At 33.8% G+C, this 19,387-nt stretch carries 20 protein-coding genes; 13 read left to right on the top strand and 7 right to left on the bottom strand.

Features of this window, described 5'->3' with window-relative positions; translation table 11 throughout:
- Together HP569_RS09130 and HP569_RS09125 are read left to right on the top strand one after the other, a co-directional pair.
- The gene (locus HP569_RS09130) at window positions 1-201 is read left to right on the top strand and encodes an alpha/beta-type small acid-soluble spore protein (RefSeq protein WP_182200870.1); all 201 of its coding nucleotides are present in this window, start codon (window positions 1-3) and stop codon (window positions 199-201) included.
- Window positions 202-291: 90 nt separating this feature from the next.
- Window positions 292-546, top strand: coding sequence for a hypothetical protein (locus tag HP569_RS09125; RefSeq protein ID WP_246367054.1), 255 nt, complete (start codon window positions 292-294; stop codon window positions 544-546).
- 42 nt (window positions 547-588) lie between these two features.
- Here HP569_RS09125 and HP569_RS09120 read toward each other — a convergent pair whose 3' ends face one another.
- Both HP569_RS09120 and HP569_RS09115 read right to left on the bottom strand, forming a co-directional pair.
- A complete protein-coding gene (locus tag HP569_RS09120; RefSeq protein WP_182200869.1) occupies window positions 589-1,692 on the bottom strand; it encodes an ABC transporter ATP-binding protein in 1,104 nt (367 codons plus the stop codon).
- Window positions 1,693-1,815: 123 nt separating this feature from the next.
- A complete protein-coding gene (locus HP569_RS09115) occupies window positions 1,816-2,712 on the bottom strand; it encodes a PucR family transcriptional regulator (RefSeq protein WP_182200868.1) in 897 nt (298 codons plus the stop codon).
- Between the two features lie 153 nt (window positions 2,713-2,865).
- Between HP569_RS09115 and HP569_RS09110 the strand changes: the two genes are divergently transcribed.
- The 6 genes from HP569_RS09110 (at window position 2,866) to HP569_RS09085 (ending at window position 10,668) form a co-directional block, all read left to right on the top strand.
- A complete protein-coding gene (locus tag HP569_RS09110; protein ID WP_182200867.1) occupies window positions 2,866-3,225 on the top strand; it encodes a YlbF/YmcA family competence regulator in 360 nt (119 codons plus the stop codon).
- A gap of 183 nt (window positions 3,226-3,408) precedes the next feature.
- Window positions 3,409-4,308 carry an ABC transporter ATP-binding protein gene (locus tag HP569_RS09105; protein ID WP_182200866.1) on the top strand — a complete coding sequence of 300 codons (900 nt, stop codon included), beginning with the start codon at window positions 3,409-3,411 and terminating at the stop codon, window positions 4,306-4,308.
- Complete coding sequence (locus HP569_RS09100; RefSeq protein ID WP_182200865.1) at window positions 4,301-5,566, top strand: ABC transporter permease; 1,266 nt, start codon at window positions 4,301-4,303, stop codon at window positions 5,564-5,566. The genes HP569_RS09105 and HP569_RS09100 overlap by 8 nt, the downstream gene beginning before the upstream one ends.
- 151 nt (window positions 5,567-5,717) lie before the next feature.
- Window positions 5,718-6,950: a metallophosphoesterase family protein gene (locus HP569_RS09095; protein ID WP_182200864.1), complete on the top strand. Its 1,233-nt coding sequence runs from the start codon at window positions 5,718-5,720 to the stop codon at window positions 6,948-6,950.
- Window positions 6,947-9,910, top strand: a complete 2,964-nt coding sequence (locus HP569_RS09090; RefSeq protein ID WP_182200863.1) for an ATP-binding protein — start codon at window positions 6,947-6,949, stop codon at window positions 9,908-9,910. Before HP569_RS09095 ends, HP569_RS09090 begins: the two co-directional genes overlap by 4 nt.
- Window positions 9,911-10,119: 209 nt before the next feature.
- Window positions 10,120-10,668, top strand: coding sequence for a GbsR/MarR family transcriptional regulator (locus tag HP569_RS09085; RefSeq protein ID WP_182200862.1), 549 nt, complete (start codon window positions 10,120-10,122; stop codon window positions 10,666-10,668).
- Between the two features lie 49 nt (window positions 10,669-10,717).
- Here the strand turns inward: HP569_RS09085 and HP569_RS09080 are convergent, their stop codons facing one another.
- A complete protein-coding gene (locus HP569_RS09080) occupies window positions 10,718-11,944 on the bottom strand; it encodes an HD domain-containing protein (protein WP_182200861.1) in 1,227 nt (408 codons plus the stop codon).
- Between the two features lie 108 nt (window positions 11,945-12,052).
- Window positions 12,053-12,946: a peptidylprolyl isomerase gene (locus HP569_RS09075; RefSeq protein WP_182200860.1), complete on the bottom strand. Its 894-nt coding sequence runs from the start codon at window positions 12,944-12,946 to the stop codon at window positions 12,053-12,055.
- A gap of 199 nt (window positions 12,947-13,145) precedes the next feature.
- Between HP569_RS09075 and HP569_RS09070 the strand changes: the two genes are divergently transcribed.
- Window positions 13,146-13,229, top strand: coding sequence for a YjcZ family sporulation protein (locus HP569_RS09070; RefSeq protein ID WP_182200948.1), 84 nt, complete (start codon window positions 13,146-13,148; stop codon window positions 13,227-13,229).
- Window positions 13,230-13,306: 77 nt separating this feature from the next.
- On the opposite strand, the gene HP569_RS09065 is transcribed toward HP569_RS09070, so the two are convergent.
- The 3 genes from HP569_RS09065 to HP569_RS09055 form a co-directional block, all read right to left on the bottom strand.
- Complete coding sequence (locus tag HP569_RS09065; protein ID WP_182200859.1) at window positions 13,307-13,486, bottom strand: hypothetical protein; 180 nt, start codon at window positions 13,484-13,486, stop codon at window positions 13,307-13,309.
- 101 nt (window positions 13,487-13,587) lie between these two features.
- Window positions 13,588-14,127 carry a DUF3267 domain-containing protein gene (locus HP569_RS09060; protein ID WP_246367050.1) on the bottom strand — a complete coding sequence of 180 codons (540 nt, stop codon included), beginning with the start codon at window positions 14,125-14,127 and terminating at the stop codon, window positions 13,588-13,590.
- Between the two features lie 150 nt (window positions 14,128-14,277).
- Window positions 14,278-14,760, bottom strand: coding sequence for a GbsR/MarR family transcriptional regulator (locus tag HP569_RS09055; protein ID WP_182200857.1), 483 nt, complete (start codon window positions 14,758-14,760; stop codon window positions 14,278-14,280).
- A 342-nt stretch (window positions 14,761-15,102) separates the two neighbouring features.
- Here HP569_RS09055 and HP569_RS09050 point away from each other — a divergent pair, with 342 nt between their 5' ends.
- The 4 genes from HP569_RS09050 to HP569_RS09035 all read left to right on the top strand — a co-directional run bounded on the left by HP569_RS09050 (window position 15,103) and on the right by HP569_RS09035 (window position 19,186).
- Window positions 15,103-16,299 (top strand): quaternary amine ABC transporter ATP-binding protein, encoded by a 1,197-nt coding sequence (locus HP569_RS09050; RefSeq protein WP_182200856.1) that lies wholly within the window; start codon window positions 15,103-15,105, stop codon window positions 16,297-16,299.
- Window positions 16,292-17,137: an ABC transporter permease gene (locus tag HP569_RS09045; RefSeq protein ID WP_182200947.1), complete on the top strand. Its 846-nt coding sequence runs from the start codon at window positions 16,292-16,294 to the stop codon at window positions 17,135-17,137. Before HP569_RS09050 ends, HP569_RS09045 begins: the two co-directional genes overlap by 8 nt.
- 76 nt (window positions 17,138-17,213) lie before the next feature.
- Entirely contained in the window at window positions 17,214-18,131 is a 918-nt protein-coding gene (locus HP569_RS09040) for a glycine betaine ABC transporter substrate-binding protein (protein ID WP_182200855.1), read from the top strand.
- A gap of 137 nt (window positions 18,132-18,268) precedes the next feature.
- Window positions 18,269-19,186, top strand: coding sequence for a glycine betaine ABC transporter substrate-binding protein (locus HP569_RS09035; RefSeq protein ID WP_182200854.1), 918 nt, complete (start codon window positions 18,269-18,271; stop codon window positions 19,184-19,186).
- Window positions 19,187-19,387: the final 201 nt, after the last annotated feature.

The raw sequence follows: 19,387 nt of genomic DNA, 5'->3' as shown, positions 1-19,387 counted from the left end.
ATGGCAGATCAAACTCGATCAAATCAATTACTAGTTCCTGGTATTGAACAAGCTTTAGATCAAATGAAATATGAGATTGCACAAGAATTTGGAGTGTCACTTGGTGCAAGTGAAACAGCACGAGCAAATGGCTCTGTAGGTGGAGAAATTACAAAACGTTTAGTTAAACAAGCCGAGCAACAGTTTGGTTCACAACAATAATATATGAAATGGTTAAAGAGGCACCGATTCCGAGTGCCTCTTTTGTAATAGGTGTGCTTATATCTCTTACATGAAAGGAGGTTATCCAGGATGTATGTATGTTTGGTTTGTAATGGAATGGAATCAATTACATCAGATTGTAAGCATTGTGGAGGCGAGATGATAGAAGAAGGAAAGGTAACAAATCAATTTGGCGACTATTCACCATATATGGATGATGATTCATTAAAATTAGTTGATGGCGATATTTATTCAAAAAATGAACATCTCTGCCTTCATCTTTTAAGATGTTCAACTTGTAATTCTTACTTACAAGTTGCGTTAGAGGAGCAATATATTAGGTAAAAAAAGAAGCGGAGGGGAGCCCGCTTCTTTTAAAATACTAAATTATTTTATTCTTTCTTCTGTTTCTTTATCGAAGAAATGAGATTTGTGCATATCAAGAGCTAGTTTAATGCTTTCTCCACCACTGATATCTGTGCGTGAGTCAACACGAGCAACAAAATCTTGATCAGCAAGTTTAGAGTATAGGTAAGACTCAGAACCCATTAATTCAGCAACTTCAATACTTGCAGTAATAGTTGATCCTGGATTTGCATCGATAAATACTGGCTCATCATGCATATCTTCTGGACGAACGCCAAGAACGAGATCTTTTCCAATATACCCTTGTTCACGAAGGATCTTCATCTTACCTTCAGGAACGTCAATTGCTTGCTCTTCTGATACACGGAACTTACCTTCTTCTAATGTGCCACTAAAGAAGTTCATTGCAGGTGATCCAATAAACCCACCAACAAAAATATTGTTTGGTTTATCGTATACCTCTTTAGGAGCACCTACTTGTTGAATGATACCATCCTTCATAACAACGAGACGAGTTGCCATCGTCATTGCTTCTGTTTGGTCATGAGTAACGTAAATCGTTGTTGTTTGAAGACGTTTGTGTAACTTTTGAATTTCAGCACGCATTTGTACACGTAGCTTAGCGTCAAGGTTAGATAAAGGTTCATCCATTAAGAATACCTTTGCATCACGCACAATCGCACGGCCTAATGCCACACGTTGACGCTGACCACCTGATAATGCTTTTGGTTTACGATCTAAATATGCTTCTAGTCCAAGAATTTTTGCAGCGTTTTGCACTCGACGATCAATTTCATCTTTCTTAAACTTACGCAGCTTTAAACCAAATGCCATGTTATCATATACGTTCATGTGAGGATAAAGTGCATAGTTTTGGAATACCATTGCGATATCACGGTCTTTTGGAGCAACATCGTTCATTAGCTTATCATCAATATAGAATTCACCTGCAGTGATTTCCTCTAGACCAGCAATCATACGTAATGTAGTTGACTTACCGCAACCAGATGGACCTACAAATACAATAAATTCTTTATCAGCAATATCAAGGTTGAAGTCATCAACTGCTTTCATTGCTCCCTTGTCATATACCTTATCAATATGTTTTAAAGTTAATTCAGCCATGCATAACCCTCCTGCTTTTTTGAAAACGTTTTAAATATAATTTCATTGTACGTAATAATTGCTATTTAATATATAGTAAGCGTGCACAAAAATAATCATAGAATTTGTGCACGCTTCCATAAGCTATTCACATGTCCTTCTTAGTAGAAGTACTAAATATACACATAGTGCGCCTTCAAACTGCTTCACATCAATATTTGTCTTCTCAATAAATTTATCAATTCGATATTGCAGACTATTTCGATGCATGTACATTTTTTTAGCGGCAAGTGTAACATTTGAATTGCATTCTAGAAAAACTTGGATTGTATCAAGTAAAGCTTCATCCTGACTAGTGTCTTGTAAGATTGTTTCAATTAATAAAGGATATTCTTTTATATTGTTCCCTTCCATTACTAGATGAGGAATAGCGCTAACGTAAGATATTACAGATTTTTTGTTTTGTTTTTTAATCAATTGATAAGCTTTCTTCAACCACGAATAGTATTTCGGTGCGCGATTGACTGCTGTGAAGAACGGACTAATAAATAATTGGAGATCTAGATAAAAATCGCTACTAAAGACATCAATAATTTCTGAAAAAGAAATGTCATCATCCAAGATTGGTCTTGATTCTTGAATAATTACTCCTTCTAATGATGTTACCCATAATATCGGGACTTGATTAGGGAACAATCCATGAATCGCTTCATGAAAAGTTGATATATCGTTAGGTTCCTCAGATAAGGAAAAAAAGATAAAACGATAAGATTCAGTTGTTTCTATCAAATTCGAATCTTTTCCAGCAAAAAGAAGATCACTCCACATTCTCTCTAATTCTGTACTGGGTATTTGTAAGCCGTGATAAGGGGTAAGAAATGCTGTTAAAATAGCATCTTCTTTAGATGTGATTTCTTCTGCTTTAATACCAATAATCTCATCGTTTGCTGTAAGAAACCATTGGTAGTTTTTTTTGTTCATTGGATCGATGCTTGTACCATGTATGAGAGAAGGAAAGATTTCCTGTAATTTCTTTATCATGTAATGACTCCTCTAGTTTTCTTTCCATTATAACAAATCATCTGTAAAATAATTAGTTGCATTTTACGAATTGCAAATCTAATGGTTGGATAATTAAATCATGTTTGATATAGTGTATGGGTAAGAAAGCTATAACTTTAGGAGGATTTTTTAATGGCAAATATTTATGATAGCGCGTATGACTTAGAGAAAGCAATTCGAAATAGTGATGAATTTCAAGCTTTAAAGGCTGCATATGACACAGTAATGGCAGATGACATTGCAAAGAAAATGTTTGATGATTTCCGTAATACGCAAATCGAATTACAGCAAAAGCAAATGCAAGGATTAGAAATTACGGAAGAAGAAGTTGAACAAGCGCGTAAGGTTGTTGAAACAGTACAACAACACGAACAAATCTCTAAGCTTATGGAAGAAGAGCAACGTTTGAATGTGTTGATTAATGACATCAGCAGAATTATTACGAAACCACTTGAAGAATTATATGGTGTGGAAGAGCAAGAACAAGAATAGTATATAATCAAAAATCTCGCTAATTTAGCGAGATTTTTGATTATATAATGGAATAAACAATTTAAATCTGCTATTACATATTTCCTCATTTCTTGGTATGCTTAAAAATGATAGAATATTTGAAACTATCTTAACTTAGTGACGTATATAATAATGTATGTGATAAAGAAGGGAGTAGAGTAGATGACTTTAAGGTTAGAACAGGTGACAAAACAATTCGGTTCATTTACGGCTGTCAATAATCTGTCCATAGAGATACCAGAAAAACAGATCTTTGGATTTCTTGGTGCGAATGGTGCAGGCAAAACAACCACTTTCCGAATGATCTTAGGATTAATTGACGCCACAGATGGAAAAATTAGCTGGAACGGAGAAACCATTGATTATAGTAAAAGTGATCAAATTGGTTATTTACCAGAAGAGAGAGGTTTATATCCAAAGCTGAAAGTCAGTGAACAAATTGTTTATCTCGGTCGATTGAGAGGGATGAAAAAAAATGACATTTTAGCAGAACTTAAAATCTGGCTGGAACGGTTCAAAGTACCAGAGTATCTAGATAAGAAAATTGAAGAATTATCTAAAGGGAACCAACAAAAAATTCAATTTATTTCTGCTGTCATTCATAAGCCAAAGCTGCTCATTCTAGATGAACCTTTTTCAGGGTTAGATCCGGTAAATGTAGAAATGCTAAAAGATGCAGTGAAGGATTTAAAAGAATCTGGTACATCCATTGTGTTTTCCTCACATCAAATGGATCACGTAGAAGAATTGTGTGAGCACTTATGTATTATGCAGCATGGGAAACCAATAGTACATGGCGGTTTAACAGAAATAAAACGTTCATTCGGTAAGAAAAATTTATTTATCCATGCAGATTTTGATCTAGACTTTTTAAAAGACATTCCAGGGGTTGTTTCGTATAAAACATTTACAGAAGGATGTAAGCTTCAAATTGAAAGCGAAGCAATTTCTCAGGAAGTATTAAAAGCAATTCAAGGGAAAGGTTTTGTTCGTCGATTTGAATTGGAGGAACCTTCACTAAACGACATCTTCATTGAGAAGGCAGGTGAATCCTATGAATAAATTTTGGATTGTTTTAGCACACACATATTGGACAAGATTTAAATCGAAATCATTTCTTATAACGACAGGTATTTTCTTGCTATTTATTATAGGTATAGCTAATATTCAATCGATTGTTGGGTTATTCGACGGAGATAATGAACCTGATATTGTAGGAGTCATTGATGAAACAGATTCAATCTATCCTACTTTATCTAAAAGTACGGATCAAATGGATTCTAGCTTTGTTTTAGAATCAGTTGATGGGTCATTAGAAGAAGCAGAGGAAATGATAAATAATGGCGAATATATAGGTGTGTTGCAGGTTAGTTTCAATGAAGAGAACTTGCCTGTGGGGTCGTATCACACAGATCAACCGTCAAATACATCTGTTTCAAACATACTTGAAAATCAATTACAACAAATAAAAATAGCAATGGCAACAAATCAAGCAGGAGTAGATCAAGCAGTTATAGAATCAATTTATTCCCCAGTTACATTTGATATGGTACCTATTGAGAGCGCAGACGGTTCCACAGCAAAAACAGAGGAAGAGTTAAGTGGTGCAAGAGGACTTGTTTATGCAATGTTATTCTTGTTATATATGACCGTTTTAACATATGGAAATATGATAGCGATGGACATAGCAAACGAAAAATCTTCTCGTGTGATGGAAATATTAATCTCTAGCTCTTCTCCGGTTAGTCAGATGTTTGCGAAGATAATTGGTATTGCATTACTTGGTTTAACGCAAATCGCGATATTCATTATTGCTGGCTATGTATTAATAAAACAAAAACAAGATGAGTTAGTTGGCGGTATGTTTGAGTTTTTCGGATTATCAGATATTGCGATTTCTACATTCGTGTATGCGATTGTCTTTTTCTTGTTAGGCTATTTGTTATATGCAACCCTTTCTGCAATGCTCGGTTCATTGGTTAGTCGGATGGAGGATGTGCAACAAATTATGATGCCAGTGATTCTTTTAATCATCATTGCATTTATGGTATCTATCTTTGGACTGAATGCGCCGGATAGCAGTTTTATTACGATTACCTCATATATTCCGTTCTTTACGCCAATGGTTATGTTCTTACGTGTTGGAATGTTAGACGTGCCATTTTGGGAAGTTGGATTAGGAATTGGGATTATGATCGTTACTATCCTTATTTTCGCTGTAATTGGTGCACGTGTGTATCGTGGTGGAGTGCTTATGTATGGCCGATCTTCTTCACTAAAAGATTTCAAACAAGCAATCCAATTATCTAAAAAAGAATAATATTATGAAGAACAGAGTCAGGGCCTATTTAGAGTCCAGACTCTGTTTTTATATATATAAGTCTTAAAAGGTCATTGAACGAACGTGCATTCGCCTTTGTTCTTTGATAGAATATAATTAACATTCCTATATTGGAAGGAGTTTTTTGAAAATGGAACAGCTTCGCTTTATCCATTGTGCAGATTTACATATAGATAGCCCATTTAAAGGATTAGATCATTTACCACAAGCCTTATTTAAAGAGGTAAAGCAAAGCACGTTTAAAGCTTTAAAAAGTCTTGTAGAAGTTGCGAAAACAAAGCAAGTTGACTTTGTTTTAATGGTTGGGGATGTATTTGATCAGACGACACAAAGTGTATATGCACAAATGCAATTTTTACATGCCTGTGAGCAACTGAATGAACATAATATTTCTGTATACGTGTCCTTTGGTAACCATGATTATATCCAACGTGATTTCGTTAACATAGCTTATCCTGCTAATGTTCATTTATTTAAAGAAGAAGAGGTAACCACACATGTGTTTAAAAAGAATAACCAACCATTAGCAACGATTTATGGCTTTAGTTATCAAAATCAAGCAGTTTATGAAAATAAAACATCATTATTTAAAAAAACAACAGAAACGCCTTATCACATCGGCATGCTCCATGGTAGTGTCGAGCAACAACCAGAGCATGACACATATGCGCCGTTCAGATTACAACAGTTAATAGATAAAGATTTCGATTATTGGGCGCTTGGACATATACATAAACGACAACACCTGAAAGAATCACCTCCGATTATTTATCCTGGTAATATCCAAGGGAGATCAAAGAAAGAGACAGGTGAAAAAGGCTGCTATTATGTGGAATTAGACAAAGCTAGTGCTCAGTTAACATTTATGCCATTACAGTCTATTCGATTTGAGCAGCTTACGATCAATGTAAGCGAAATATCTAGTATCCAAGCTATAGAACAAGCAATTTTTAAAAGAATACAACAACTTGGTACGAAGGGGAAGAGTTTTGTTTGGGTAAATCTTGAGTATTACACAAAAGAAGTAGCATCATTTTATTATGAAGGCATGTTAGCTGATATTATCGATTTTATTAATGAAAAAATGATGGACAAAAAAGACTGGATTTGGATTCAATCGATTGATCTAAAAGGGCATGGCTTTATTCGGAAAGAAGACTATCAAGATGGTGATCACTTTTTGGCACAGGTGTTACAGTTACAAGAAAGTAGTGAAGAAGTAGATCAAGCGATAAATCCATTGTGGAAACATCCAAAAGCGAGAAAGTATTTGGCTGATTTATCCAAAGAAGAAAAAGCTGATTTGCTTGAATCGGCCGAAAATATACTACTATATCAATTAACAAGGAAGCAGAATCTATGAAAATTCAACATGTCGAAATATATGGTTTTGGTAAGTGGGAGAACAAACAATTTGACTTTTCCGATCAATCTTTCATTATTCTATCTGGTGAGAACGAAGCGGGAAAGTCAACGTTAAGACAATTTATTTTATTTATTCTGTTTGGAATGCCGCCAAGAGAACGAAAAGTATACCTTCCTAAAAAAGGTGGTAAATTAGGAGGAAGGATTTCTGTAAAAACAGAAGAAGATTTTGCGTTTACCATTGAGCGCATGCATGATCGAAATAAAGGAGAAGCCATTTGTTATACGGCAGATGGCGTGACACATGATGAGGATTGGTTAAACCATAAGCTATCCGGAATAAATAAAGATACGTTTTTATCAATATTTTCTTTTGACGCCACAATGCTCTCACGATTACATCAGATGAAACAACAAGATATTGGAGAAGTATTACTAGGCGTTGGTATGACTGGAACAGATCAAATTTATTTAACAGAAAAATGGTTAGAACAGCAATTGCAGGATTATTTTAAACCACAAGGAAAGAAACCGAAAATTAATCAATTAATGGATGCGTTAGCAGAGAAGCAAGAAACTTTAAGCAAATTAGAGCAAGATGCAACACGATATAAGGAAAAACAATACGAAATTGAAAAAGAAAAGCGCGAGTTAGACCAATTATATGAGAGGCAGCAAGCATTACAACTAGAGCTACAGAGAAACAAACAAATGATGCAGCAATATGATGTCATTGCTTCTTTTCAGACAATTAAACAAGAACTAGAAAACTACCCAGATAAATTAGAATTTCCGGAGCAAGGATTGGAGCGTTTAGAACAACTGAACTATCTTTTATATCCTTTGCAGAGTGAAATAAATATGCTTCAAGTAAAAATAGAAAAAGAAACAACAGATTTAAAAAAGATAAATAAAGACTTGTTAACAGTAGAAGAGAAAAAAGCCATAGAAGATACTTTAAGTGATACGATACGCTGGAAGCAATACAAACAAGATTTAACAAGCAAGTATAAGGAGAAAAAACAACAAGAGCAAGAAATAAATCATGTTATCAATCAATTACAATTAAATTTAAACTTCGAGGATTTACAAGAACTATCTTTACCATTTGGTACAGAAGAAAATTGGATTCAATTAAAGGAAGAACGTCAAGAGCTTTATCAAGCTATTACAAAAACAGATCATGAGCTACAAGTGAAAGATGGAAGGTATCAAGATTTATTGGTAGAACAAACAAAAATTGGTGAACAGTTACTTCCTCCTGCAGAGTTAGATCACTTAAAGCAATCTATTGAAAAAGAAGAGGAAGTGATTCGGCAACAAGAACAAGTATCTGGAATTGAATCTCAAAGGAACACGGTGAAAGATTTTTCGCATCAGAAAAAACGAACAGCTAACTTAATTAGTATCATAGGCGTAGCTTTAACTGCGATGATAGGATTTTTAGCTCTAATTCTAGAAGAGCAAATGTGGTTTATTATCGCTGGATCGTTCTTATTGTTAGTTATCTTTGTGCGATGGAATATGCATCAATCAATAAAGTCAATGAATCGGTTTTTAATGGAAGTGCCTATAAATAAACATAGCCGTGTTTTAACAGATGAAGCGCTATCGGAGAGAAAACAGCTGCTTCGCGATCAAGAAACATGGAACGAACAAAAGGAAGCTGTGACAAAAGAAATGAAAGAAATAAAGAAAAATCGACTCCAATTAGAGGAAACGAAAAAATTCCATTCACAAAGACAGCAGTTATTAAAGCAAAAAATAAATGAGCAGATAGAGAAGTTTCCTGTACTTAAAGGGATTGCTGTTGAACAATGGCCTAAGCTTTATCATCACTTAGAAGCTTTATTGAATCAAATGAAAAAATATATTAGTTTAAGTGATCAAATTACTTTATTGAAACAACAGTTGGATGATTTAGAAGATGATATAAAGCAAACGTATCATAAGCAAGCTAGTGAATCTGCAGATATTTCAGACACGATTGAAATGATCAAAAACAATCTTCGCCAAGCTATAGATAAGACTAATTTACTCGTACACAAAAAAGAAGATAAAGAAAAGAATCTATATCAATTAAAAAATCAATTAGAGGAACGACAAGCAAAAATAGTTCCGCTACAAAATAAAATCAAAACATTATTGGAACTAGCAAATGTTAGCGATGAGGAGTCTTTTTTCAAAAAAGGTCAGCAAAAAAAGGATTTTGATTTATTATATAAAGAATATAAAGCATATCAAAATCAACTTAACCTCTTACTTTCTAAAGATGATTGGAGCCAAATTGATCAAGGTGAACAAGTGGTGAAATCTGAAATCATAGCTAAATATGAAACAACAAACGATGCTTTCGATGAAAATGAACAGCGTATTCAACAAGTGCAACAGAACGTTTCTGATCTAAAAATATCGATTAAGCAATTAGAGACATCACAAGTCTTACTCGATGAAAAGCATAGATACTATCAATTGCAAAATGAATTGCAACAGCAGACAAAACAATGGGCGATTTATCAACTAGCAAAAAATAAAATTGAAGCAACGAAACACATTTATTATGATCATTATTTGCCAACCGTTTTGTCCCATACAACAGCATACTTTAATCAACTAACTTCAGGTAACTATCTTCGTGTATTGTTTGACGATCAAAAGGGGGAGTTGTTAACTGAAGATAAATATGGCATTCAATTTGAAGTACATGAATTATCTCAAGGGACGAGAGATCAACTTTATATTTCTTTACGAATTGGTATGAGTATGTTTATTAAACGACATCATAATATGCCTTTCTTTGTTGATGATGCATTTGTTCATTTTGATGCTACAAGATTACGTAATATCCTAACTGCATTAAGTGAGTTAGCTAATACTAGTCAGATCATTTGGTTTACGAAAGAGAATATTCCTTCCTACTGTTTAGATAACAAAAATGTAAGAATACACAGGATTTGATGAAATCCAATAGCATTCTTTTAGCAATAATGGTAAAATGTCTTAAGATATTTTGAAATATAGCTATTTATTGCTTTGAAAAGGGATGTCACGTTTACGTTTTATTAGTTGGGGGAAAGTAGAAGATGAATCTAAATGAAAGCACTAATAATTGGACAACAAATATACCTTGTTACAAGAATAGATTGTAATGGGAGGGTTGAATGATAATGAATGAAAAAAGCACCGAAGAATGGGAATCTTATGAAGAAGTTGTTGATAAGTTTATACAAGTTATAGCCAAAAATATGAATCTTTATGGTATTACACCCTCTGTAGGTAGACTATATGGAACACTTTATTTTAATGACGGTCCTATGACTTTGGATAATATGCGTGATGCTCTAGAAATGAGCAAAACTAGTATGTCTACCGGCGTACGCGCCCTATCAGAAATTAAAATGGTAGAGCCCTCATTCAAAAAGGGAGTACGTAAAGATTTATATCAATCGGAAGAAGATTGGTATAAGTCATTTACTTCTTTGTTTGGTAACCGCTGGAGACACCACACAGAGACAAATATCGAAGAGGCAGAAGAAGCGATTCAAGAATTGAAATTAATCCAAGAAGAGACAACGGATGAAGCATTAGTGATAAAGATTAATAATGATATCGATAAATTAAGATATGCGCAAAATTATTATCGCTGGCTCATGCGCTTCATTCAAGTTGTAGAAACCGGAGAAATATTTAAGTATATTCCAAAACATGATAAATAACAAAAATCCCTCTTTACAAAAGTAGAGGGATTTTTTATTGGTTGTAGCTTTACTTTATTGTTTCAGTATTTTCATATCGACTATCTAAATAGTCGACAATATGAATTAAGTATCCTTCAAAAGATTGTGGCTTCTTAACAGCTGCACCCCATTCAGGAAGGCCGTGATGACAAAGAATGCAATGACTCATTTGATGTATCGTTATAAGAGAGATGTCGATGTTTTTTAGTTCTATTATTTTGTTTAATAATAAAACACCATATGGAATATGCCCGATCATTACACCTAATGGATCCATTGTAATTCCAGCTTGTGTTCTAGCATTATAATCTGATAACTGGGCGGTAGGGTAAAGTAATTCAAAAGCTTTATTAGATCTTCCAACAAAGTCATACTCGCATAATTTTCCAATATCGTGAAATAAAATACTAGCTATTAAAAGGTCATAGTTGGGTTCATTTTCTTGAAACTCCTTTAATCCATTAAGCATTTTATACAAGTGATCAATCGTGTCATTCCATACCAGATTAGAGGTAGAGGCATGCTGAAAGGATTGATACAGTTCATTCTTGTAAGCTTTTTCAACGACGCTAATTAGCTTTATAATTGCTTGAATAGGATGATCCTCTGTTTTGAGAATGTATCGAGCAAATCGCATTAAACCAACGGTATGTTTCAATAGTCCGCCTAAGTAATTATGATGATAGCCTTTAGCTGCAGGGGCAATGGAGAAGTCTTGCCAAAGTTCCTCCATTGCTTGTAAACAAATGGATTGAAAGGGTTCTTTTAGTTCAAATAGATACGAAAACAACTCGAGTTTAAGCTCTTGCATATCTTGATTTGTGTAAGGCATAAGAGAAAAAGGACTAATTTGATCTTTTTCAGGTTTTAAGTAATTAACAGTAATAGATTTATTTCCTTTAAAATCATCTACAATTCCTTGTACATGAAAGATGCTATGCTGTTGAAGCATCTGTTCTACCTCACTTATATTACCATTGTTATCCCACATCTTTGCTTGGATCATACCTGAGTTATTGCTAAACGACATTTTTAAAAATTGCTTATTTGTTTTTGTTAATCGGATTTCACTATCGTTTAAAAGTAACAATTCATTAATTGACTCGCCTTTTTCTTTATCCTGAATAGAAAAGAAATGATCACCATCTGGTAAAGTTGGAGAGGGAAAGTGATTGAAGAGATACTCTGCGTTATCATCTTCAAGTTGATATGAAATTGGAATAAATTTATAAAAATAATGGCTCTGTTTTGTCATACCTTGCACTCCATTCAAAGTTCGTCTATTTTCTATAATTGTAACGCAATTTACAATGACTGAATAGAAAAAACTACATTGGCTAAAAAGCCAATGTAGTCAGTTAGATTATTTATCTTCTTTATCTTCTTTATCTTCTTTGTCTTCTGTTTCAAACATATCTTCAAACTCATCAATCTTTACATCAATATCTGCTTCTTCGTAAAGTTTGTTTAATTTTTCTTGAGCTACTGTATTGTCAACCTTGCCCAGAGCAATTTCTTCTTTGATTTTTTCTCTAATGTCTTCTAAAGGTTCAACTTTTTCTTCCGTTTCACGTTTGTCAGCTACTTTTATAATGTGCCAACCATTAGCTGTTTTAACAGGCTCACTAATTTTTCCTTTTTCTAATTCGTAAGCAGCTGCCTCAAATTCAGGAACCATATCACCAGCAGTGAAGTATCCCAGGTCTCCACCATTTTGAGCTGATTGCGTATCAATTGATTTTTCTTCCGCTAGCTTTGCAAAGTCTGCTCCATCATCTAGTTGCTTTTTAATATCTTTAGCAGTTTCTTCATCACTTACTAAAATATGACTAGCTTTTACTTCTGATTGCATTCTTTCATAACGTGTTTTGATTTCTTCGTCTGTCACTTCAACATCTTCAATGATTGCTTTTTGTTGCAACAATTGTGTCTTTAAATCATCACGGAAATCATCTTCACTTGCATAACCACTCTGTTGAAGAATTGTATCCCATTGATCACCATATTGTCCCTTAAACGTTTCAATTTGTTGATCAATTTCTTTATCTGAAACTTCATACTTGTCATTTAAAATTGTTTCAGTCACTAATTGCTTCAAGATAGCTTCACCATTAGATGCTTTTAACTCATTATAAAAATCTTCTTTTGAAACGTTACCAGATTTAGTTTCCACTACGGCTTCTGAATCTCCTGATGAACATGCGGATAACGTAAGTACTCCTGCTGCGATTGTTGCTGCCATTACTAGTTTTTTCATTCTATTACACTCCTACTCTTTAAGCTAAAATTTAACAACAAAATGAATTGCTCTTGAGTCAATATAACACATTTTGAAGATAAATAAACAGTCCATATTTAAATTCCTTACTTTTTACATATTTTTGGGCGAGTATGCTATGTCGATTTACTAACAATTGCATATGATGTAATTAGGTATTAAGGAGGGGGTGTGTCACGTGGGCCAAACATATGGTGGAGGGTTTGCGTTAATAGTTGTATTGTTTATTTTGTTAATCATTGTTGGCGCTTCATGGTTATAAAATAATAAAGCATATAGTAACCTACTTTAGTAATTGTTTATGTAGGTTACTTTTATGCTTTACATAAGAGATTCGGATTATGTGTAAAAAATTTCAACATAGGATGAGAGTAATAAAATTGTGATTAAAATATTTATTGTTCGAAACACGTTTGGTTGCTTCTCTTGAGACATTTCTGTTTGTGCACATAAGCGATAGGTAAGCGAGTTAAATATAAATAAGGTAAGTAATGCAAAAGGAATAAAAAATAATGTCATATATATGCCTCCTTAACTTCTTAAATAACCTTATCAAAAAATTAATGGTTTGAATAGTATTTAATATGAAAAAAAGAGGTATCTTAATCGAAAGATACCTCTTATTTTACAATAAGAATGTCATAGCTTGAGCCATCGTTTTCCACAATGCATTTTTTCGGTGCTCGTAGAAAGCGAATCATATATATATAATCAGTTGAAGATAATCCAATGTTTATGGAAGCATATATAAGAAAATACGCAAAATAATTAGGAAACAGATAGCTCGCAATTAAGCAAGGTAATGTAATAAATAAAGTTGGCGATAATAATGAAATGATTGATGTTAACTTTGACATCTTTGCTGTTGACAAAATGGATATCATAGGAAACTTTCTTTTATTAATGCGCCATTTTATTTTAAATGAACGATTCGTTAACAAAAGCGGTACATAATGAAATAATTTATGAGCAAAAGGTAATAAAATCAAACTAACAATGAAAGGGAAGATACCATGGTCTTTCATGTTACTTGTTTGATGAAAAATAGAAAACGGAATAAACAAAAAGATAAATGATAAAAATCCGTTTAAAAAAGAGAAAATATAAATTCTGTTTATACCCACTTCTCTTTCTAAATTAACTGTTTTCCAACAATTCATCATTGATTCCTCCCTACTCTACATTGTTATGTTGGTCAATATCCTTCAATGACTATAGTACGATTTACTGGAAAAATCAATAGGTTTTATAAAAAAGTTTAAAAAACACACATCAAACTAGTTAAAGCCTTGATGTGTGTGGTGTTATAGCTAATTTTTTTTTGGATCAATTGTAGTAAATGTATCAATGATGGATTGATGAAATTCAATTATAGAAGTAAGTTTATTTAGAAGTTGTGTTTCCTCTTCTGAAAGGTTAGTTCTGTTCATTTGTTCATAAACATCACTAAGTAATGCCTTCTGATTATTTGTATGACTGATCCAATTATTAATATATGTCTTCATAAATTTACTATATAAGTCATGATGGGTTTCATATAAATCTTTTCGAATTCCTTTTTTCCATACACGTCTAACTAAATTTAATTCTGATAATGTTCGAATACTAGTGCCTATAGCTGTTTTACTTTTACCTAGAGCTTGGCCCATTTCATCCAATGTCATGGGATATTCTTTTAAATAAAGCATAGCAAATAGTTGTGCCTCGGCAGGTGATATACTGAAAAATTCTATTGTTTTTGAGAAGGTATAAAAGATATTTTGCTGCATCGTTTCATTATTGTTTGTAACCATTTTCTCCTCCTAATGAAATGAAGATGTGGTTTAAAGGGTACACTATTTTTGTAGAAAAAGGAAATTAGGTATCTATACAAAATATAGAGTATTTAGAAGTAAAATAAAGAATAAGTTGCATTAAGTACGTACAGTTTAAACTGTACGTATAATTTACCCATAATTAATCGTTTTTATCGTTTGAATTATATAATGAAAAAAGGGTATAGTATTAAAGTAGCAATTTTTGAGCGTAAAACAGTAATGAATATCTATTTGAATTGAGATAATTGTTTAGAAAATAATCAAAACGGGTATTGTTATATGTTAATGTCGACAAAGAAAGTTAGAGGGGTGAGAAGCATGCCTGTAATTAAAGTAGAGGGCTTATCTAAAGTATTTGGGAAAAATACAAAAGAATCATTAAAGCTCTTAGATCAAGGTATGAAAAAAGAAGAAATATTGAAAAAAACAGGTGACACAGTAGGTGTTAACCGTGTCTCCTTTGAAGTAGAACAAGGAGAAGTTTTTGTGATTATGGGACTATCGGGTAGTGGTAAATCTACTCTAGTTCGTTTAATTAACCGATTGATTGAACCTACAGAAGGTAGTGTACTTGTTGGTGGAGAAAATCTAGCAACAATGAATAAGGATAACCTTCGACGTGTAAGAAGAGAAAAATTGAGTATGGTCTTTCAAAAGTTCGCTTTATTTCCTTTCCGTACGATATTGGAAAATGCTGAATTTGGTTTGGAGATTCAAGGAATCGATAAAGATGAACGTTCGAAAAAAGCAAAAGAAGCATTGGAATTAGTTGGACTTGGTAATTACATTAATCAATATCCAGGCCAGTTATCTGGTGGTATGCAGCAGCGTGTTGGACTAGCTCGTGCACTAGCGAACGATCCTGAAGTACTATTAATGGATGAGGCTTTCTCTGCATTAGATCCATTAATACGTAAAGACATGCAAGATGAATTAATGGACTTGCAAGACAAAATGAAAAAAACAATTGTCTTTATTACACACGATTTGGATGAAGCACTTCGTATTGGTGACCGAATCGCATTGATGAAAGATGGTTCTATTGTACAAATTGGTACACCAGAGGAAATCTTAGTTAATCCTGCAAACGATTATGTAGAAAAATTTGTTGAAGATGTGGATCGCTCAAAAGTATTAACTGCAGAACATATTATGAAACGTCCAGAAACAGTAAACATAGAGAAGCATGGACCACGTGTTGCTTTAGAACGTATGCGTGAAGAAGGATTATCCAGTATTTATGTAATTGATGGAAAGCGTAACTTGAAGGGTTATGTGACTGCTGATGATGCATCAGAAGCACGAAAGAAGGAAATTCGTGACCTAAATGAAATTTTAAAAACGGACGTTCCTACAGTAGAAAGAGAAAAACCAATGCAAGAAATTTTTGATATTATTCATGACACTCCTGTACCAGTTGCAGTTGTTGAAGATAATAAATTACAAGGCATTATTGTACGTGGTGCAGTAATCGCAGCATTGGCTGGAGAAAGTGAGGTTGAAGCAGATGCTTGATTTTATGCCGGAAATACCAATAGCACAATGGGTCAGTGACCTTACAGCTACAATTACTGACACCTTTTCATTTTTATTTGAACCAATAAAGAATCAGTTTGGCGATTTTATGGAGTTTTTTGCTGATAAATTGGCAGAAGTTCCAGCTATTATTGTTATTATTTTAGTAGCTGTTTTAGCATTTTTTGTAACAGGGAAAAAATTTGGATTAGCTGCATTCTCAGTTGTGGGCTTATGGTTAATTTATAATCAAGGCTTATGGGAACAATTGATGAACACTTTTGCTTTAGTACTTATAGCTAGTTTGTTGTCTGTTATTATTGGTGTACCTTTTGGAATTCTAATGTCCAAGAGTAAAACAGCAGAAACAATTATAACTCCAATTTTAGACTTTATGCAGACGATGCCTGCATTCGTATATTTGATTCCTGCAGTAGCATTCTTTAGTATCGGTATGGTACCAGGGATTTTCGCATCACTAATTTTTGCAACGCCGCCAACTGTTCGTTTTACAAACTTAGGAATTAGACAAGTTTCAGAAGAATTAGTTGAAGCATCAGAAGCATTTGGTAGTACAGGTTCTCAGAAGTTGTTTAAAGTAGAATTACCAATGGCCAAAAGCACAATCATGGCCGGAATTAACCAGACAGTTATGCTATCACTTTCTATGGTAGTTATTGCATCAATGATCGGTGCACCTGGTCTTGGAAGAGATGTATTATCTGCATTGCAACGTGCCCAAGTAGGTACTGGATTTGTAGCAGGTATGGGTATTGTTATTTTAGCAATAATTATTGACCGCTTTACACAAAACTTGAATAAAGGAAAAGCGGAATGATATTAGTTGGACACTTTTCATTTTGAAAAGTTAACCATATAGAATAAATTTTAAGAAAAGGGGAGTTTTAGTTATTATGTTTAAATTAACATGGAAACATGTAGGTTTAGTGTTAGTACTTATGCTATCACTTGTATTAGCTGCTTGTGGTGGTGGAGATGACACTGCATCAGATGATAACAACGGAGAAGATACAGCAGATTCAAATTTAGGAAATAAAGAAATTGAGTTAGTTTATGTAGAGTGGGATACTGAGGTAGCTTCTACTAACGTTATTGCTCAAGTTTTAGAAGAGCAAGGATATGATGTAACAGTTACTCCATTAGACAACGCAGTAATGTGGCAATCTGTTGCTACTGGTGATGCTGATGGAATGGTAGCAGCTTGGTTACCTGCAACACATGGTGAATTATACGAAGAGTATAAAGATCAATTAGTACAATTAGGTCCAAACCTAGAAGGAGCAAAAATTGGTTTAGTTGTTCCAGAATATATGGATATCTCTACAATTGGTGATCTTAAAGGTGCTGTAGATGAGTTAGATGGTACAATCACTGGTATTGAACCAGGCGCAGGTGTGGTTCAAGCTGCAGAAAAGTCTGTTGAAGATTATGGTTTAGATGGTTTTACTGTTGAAACATCTTCTAGTGGAGCAATGGCAACAACATTAGGTGAGGCAGTGAAAAATGAAGAGCCAATCGTTGTAACAGGTTGGTCACCTCACTGGAAATTCAGTAAATATGAACTTAAGTATTTAGAGGATCCAGAAGGTTCATTTGGTGAAGCTGAGACAATCGAAACAATGGTTCGCGAAGGATTTGAAGAGGATAGCCCTGTAGCTTATCAAATTTTAGATAATTTCAATTGGGCAGCTGAAGATATTGAATCAGTAATGCTCGAAATCCAAAATGGCACTTCTCCTGAAGATGCAGCAGCTAACTGGATTGAAAACAATCAAGATAAAGTAGATGAGTGGACTAGTGGTGTAGAGTAATTACCATGATCTATTAAGCTAAATGAAAGCTACCTTTACGATAAATAAAGGTAGCTTTTTCATAAAATAAATTAATTTATTTTAAAATTAGCATTTTAGACAAAAATATATTTAAAATCTAGAAGGGAGAATGAAAGATGTCGAAAAATTTTAAATCTTTTATCCTATTGGGAATAATAATATTAACGTTAGGGATCATAGCAGCTTGTGGATCAGATGAAAATGACGAAAGTGAAGACGCTGGGTCTGAAGATGTAGGTAAAGCAATTGAATACACATTAACAGGTATAGAGCCGGGTGCAGGGATTACAAGTTTGGCTGGAGATGCATTAGAAGATTATCCTAATCTAGACGGCTATACTTTAAACGAAAGTTCGACGGCAGCGATGTTAACATCTTTAGAAGATGCGATCAACAATGAAGAACCAATTGTTATTACAGGATGGACACCACATTTTAAGTTTGCAAAGTATGATTTGAAGTTTTTAGAAGATCCAAAAGGTTCATTTGGTGAAGCAGAAAATATTAATACAATTACACGTTTAGGATTAGAAGAAGATATGCCAGAAGCATATACAGTGTTAGATCGTTTTTATTGGGAAGTAGAAGATATGGAATCTGTAATGTTAATGACACAAGAAGAAGATATGAGTTTTGAAGATGCTGCTAGCAAATGGATAGAAGATAATCAAGATCGAGTATCAGAATGGACAGAAGGAGTAGAAGAAGTAGATGGTGTTGAAATTGAATTAGTATCAACTCCTTGGGACACAGAACGTTCTTCTACAGCTGTAGTTTCAGAAGTGTTAACAAGCATAGGCTATACAGTAAAAGATACACCTGTAGACCCTGTAGTTATGTTCCAAGCAGTGGCTGAAAATGATGCTGATGCTTCTGTTGCGCCATGGTTACCAGAGACACACGGTTCATTCTACGAAAAATATGAAGAAGATGTTGTTGACTTAGGACCTAATTTAGAAGGTGCTAAATTAGGATTAGTTGTTCCAACATACATGGAAATTGATTCTATTGAAGATCTAAAAGCAAAAGAATAATATGAATCGAAAGCCGCTCTATCTTGTGAACTGCACCCCAATTGTTAGACACTACCTAACAATTGGAGGTGCAGTTTTTATATGAGCAAATATACAAGTGATATCAAATTAAATGTTATTCAAGGCTATTCCCCAAAAGTAATGTCTCAAAGTGAATATGCAAAACAAATGGCTATTCCCAAAGCACAATTCCAATATTGG

The sequence above is a fragment of the Paraliobacillus salinarum genome, assembly GCF_014083865.1.
Lineage (GTDB): Bacteria > Bacillota > Bacilli > Bacillales > Amphibacillaceae > Paraliobacillus > Paraliobacillus salinarum.
Note: the sequence above shows the minus strand (reverse complement) of the source record. Positions and strands in the feature narration are given on the sequence as shown.